The organism is Pseudovibrio sp. WM33 (assembly GCF_001623165.1).
Lineage (GTDB): Bacteria > Pseudomonadota > Alphaproteobacteria > Rhizobiales > Stappiaceae > Pseudovibrio.
In genome coordinates this window covers 1-2,390 of record NZ_LMCK01000028.1, presented here as the reverse complement: position 1 = coordinate 2,390, position 2,390 = coordinate 1, and the positions used below count along the sequence as shown (strand labels likewise).

At 51.2% G+C, this 2,390-nt stretch carries 1 protein-coding gene; it reads right to left on the bottom strand.

Annotated features, from left to right (window positions below; all coding sequences use genetic code 11):
• Positions 1 to 163: 163 nt before the first annotated feature.
• Positions 164 to 1,675 carry a group II intron reverse transcriptase/maturase gene (gene ltrA, locus PsWM33_RS07235; protein WP_063299722.1) on the bottom strand — a complete coding sequence of 504 codons (1,512 nt, stop codon included), beginning with the start codon at positions 1,673 to 1,675 and terminating at the stop codon, positions 164 to 166.
• Between the last annotated feature and the right edge of the window lie 715 nt (positions 1,676 to 2,390).

Genomic DNA, 2,390 nt, shown 5'->3' with positions numbered 1-2,390 from the left:
CATGGTGATTGATAACCGCCAGCTCAGAACTTTGCGCGAGTACCAGTCAATGATAGCGACCAGATAGGTGAAGCCCTTTGCCATGGGAAGTGGAGTAAGAAGCTCGTAAGAGCTTCTCCTCCCCGAACCGTACGTGCACCTTTCAGCGCATACGGCTCTCCGTTCAAGACAGGCTCATGGCCATTGCAACATCATGATAGCGAGAGGTGATGGTTGAACGAGTTTCCTCCCTAAAGAGATAAGGATTACACTCAGGGTTCCGCCATCTAAACTGCGCTTTGGGACTGGAGATCAGCCGCCTTAACGCTTTACCAATGCGATTTCCTTGTTCACGTACTCCGTAAATCAGCCATGTTTTAGCCTTGTCTATTTCTGGCACTTTGAACCATTTACGCATCAAGGGCTTGATACGAGAGCGGTACTTTCGTGCCAGCCAGTGAGCAAACTTCCAGAAGATAACATGATCAATCTTTTGGAACACATAAGCTGTGAAGCCGGCAAACTTGTAAAAGGCCGCCCACCCCGCCAGTTGGCGGTTCAGGCGGTCAATCATATCAACAGCACTGATATCATGATTGCCAGAGAGGGCTTTGACGAGTTTATGGGTAAACGCCTTAGCCTTCTCTTTAGGTATAGTAGTTGAGACACGCATGGTGCCCCATCTACTTCGCTTGCGAATGATGCGATGTCCTAGGAAAGTAAACCCGTCATTGACGTGGGTGATATGGGTTTTATCCATATTCAGCGTCAATTTCAGCCTACCCTCCAAGAACGCGCGGCATTCATTGCGAATTGCTTCGGCGTGAGCCTTGTTTCCTTTTATAATCACGACAAAATCATCAGCATACCGGCAGTACGAGACTGCTGGCTTCCACTGTCGGTTCTCCCGTATCGCTATAGGAATGGCCTTTTGAATGCCGAAGTTCCATGCCCATCGATCCTTGCGAGCTTTCTTATTCAGGTATTTCGTCTCCAACCACATATCAAACTCATGGAGCATGATGTTAGATAGGAGTGGCGAGAGAACCCCGCCTTGCGGCACACCTTCGCTTGATGCTCTAAACAGCCCACGGTCGATGTGGCCTGCCTTCAGGATCCGCCAGAGCAGTCCGATAAACCGTTTGTCACGCACACGGCGACGAATGTATCGAACCAGCAGCCAATGATGCACAGTGTCAAAGTAGCTGGCTAGATCACCTTCGATGATCCAACGCCCTCTGAGACTGCCAGTATCTTGCAGTTGGGTCCGCACAGTTCGCACCGCATGGTGTACGCTCAGTTCAGGCCGGAAGCCGTAGGAGTTGCGATGGAAAACGCTCTCCCAAATGGGTTCCATGGCCATCAGCATAGCGCGTTGAACAATACGGTCGATCAGCGTTGGAATACCCAAGGGTCTTTGCTTGCCATTGGCTTTTGGGATGTAGATCCGTTTTACCGGCTGAGGGCAGTAAGTGCCTGCCAGTAGCTCCACTTGTAAGTTATCCAGAAAACCATCCAGATTGTCCTGCAAATGTTGCTTATCTATCCCGTCAATGCCCGCAGTTCGTGCACCGCTAGACGCCAGAACGATGCGAGCTGCCTCAGTAAGCCAACCCTTGTTGGCTGCGAGCCGCAAAAGACGATCAAACCGACGGTTTGGATCATCTGCTGCCCACATTGCGAGTTTGTGTTGCATTTCACTGATTATCAAAGGTCTTCACCTCATTCGTGTCAGTTAATATGAACGTCAAACAACTTGAACTGCCCCCCTTCGCCAGAGACCAGCTCATTCCGGCCTCGTGTAACAGGTTCTCCCTGCCTCAGACTACTACGGAAGCTCCGCCAGCATGGTGGTCATCGGGGTGTACTCCCTTGCCATTCCAACCATGCCTTCCCTCGTTCATATGTTGGACTTAAAGCGTACTGGGGAGGTTGCCGGTCGCAATCTTTGCCCTTGCTTGCCGCAAGTCGCCATCGATATAGTGGTCTGGCTACGTTCTCTCCACTGTCCCTATGAGATGCGCTACATATGCACTCACATTCGGATTGACCTGCTTACATTTCAGGACTTTCTTCGACGGTACGCCTGATAAACCGCGTAGGCGCAGGTGACATTTCAACCCTCAGATACGAGTAAACCGGTTCGTGTTCCTCAACCTTCCAATACTCAGCCTGGAGGACCATCTCAGCTTAACGGACTTTGCCTCAATCCCCTTTTCCCACGGGCTACGTCACCCTGTCAGCAAACAACAGGTCACCGCCGCTTCGGCTCTCATCTCCCCGCAGCGGGAGACATGGCAACTGTCAAATTCTCCTTTCTTGTTTTGCATTCCAAACATATGCCTCCTCGGTCTACCCGAGACGAGGCGCGCTGTAGGAAATGTCGATGGCCCAGACCTGACTGGGTCTTA

What these genes read in the sequence shown, in the direction of transcription:
- ltrA (WP_063299722.1), bottom strand. Translation starts at nt 1,675, where the DNA reads ATGCAACACAAACTCGCAATGTGGGCAGCAGATGATCCAAACCGTCGG.